Genomic DNA, 724 nt, shown 5'->3' on the forward strand with positions numbered 1-724 from the left:
CACGGTGCTGCTCAACCCGGCCGCGCTGTGCCGGGGCCTGGCCGATGCGCTGCCCGCCCAGGTCGCGCTGTACGAGAACACGCCCGTGCACGCGCTGCACATCGCCCCGCACGCGGTGGTGGCCCACACCGCGCAGGGGCGCATCGAGGCGCCGCAGCTCATCGTGGCCAGCAACGCCTTTGCGCAGCAGCTCGGCCTGTTCCAGGGCGAGACCTTTCCGCTGGCCACCTTCGGCTCGCTGAGCGCGCCGCTCACGCCCGCGCAGCGCGAGCGCCTGGGCGCACCGCAGGGCTGGGGCGTGACGCCGGTGAACGCCGTGGCCGGCGCCACGCTGCGCTACACCGACGACCACCGCCTGCTGGTGCGCCAGGGCTTCGAATACGCGCCGCGCTTTCGCGTGGCCGCCGCCGTGCGCGAGCGCGTGCGGCGCGCGCACCGGGCCGTGTTCGATGCGCGGTTTCCGCAGCTGGCCGACGTGCCGCTCGCGCATTTCTGGGAAGGCGCCATCGCCATCACGCGCAACGGCGCGCCGCGCTGGGGGCGCTTTTGCTTCCAACGTGCACGGCGTGGCGGGTTGCAACGGCGTGGGCATCGTCAAGCACACGGTGCTGGGCGCGCTCGCGGCCGATCTGGCGCTGGGCCAGGACCATCCGCTGATCGCCGACGCCCTGGCGCTGGGCCCCTGCGCGCATGCCGCCCGCGCCGTTCCTGGGCCTGGGCGTGC

1 protein-coding gene is annotated in these 724 nt (G+C 74.9%); it reads left to right on the top strand.

Annotation, left to right across the window (positions count from 1 at the left end; translation table 11 throughout):
- Positions 1-724, top strand: a 724-nt coding sequence (locus tag AC27KI_RS26505; protein WP_487116850.1) for an NAD(P)/FAD-dependent oxidoreductase, incomplete at both ends; no start/stop codon positions are given.

It is taken from the genome of Acidovorax sp. KPB24-03 (assembly GCF_057546605.1).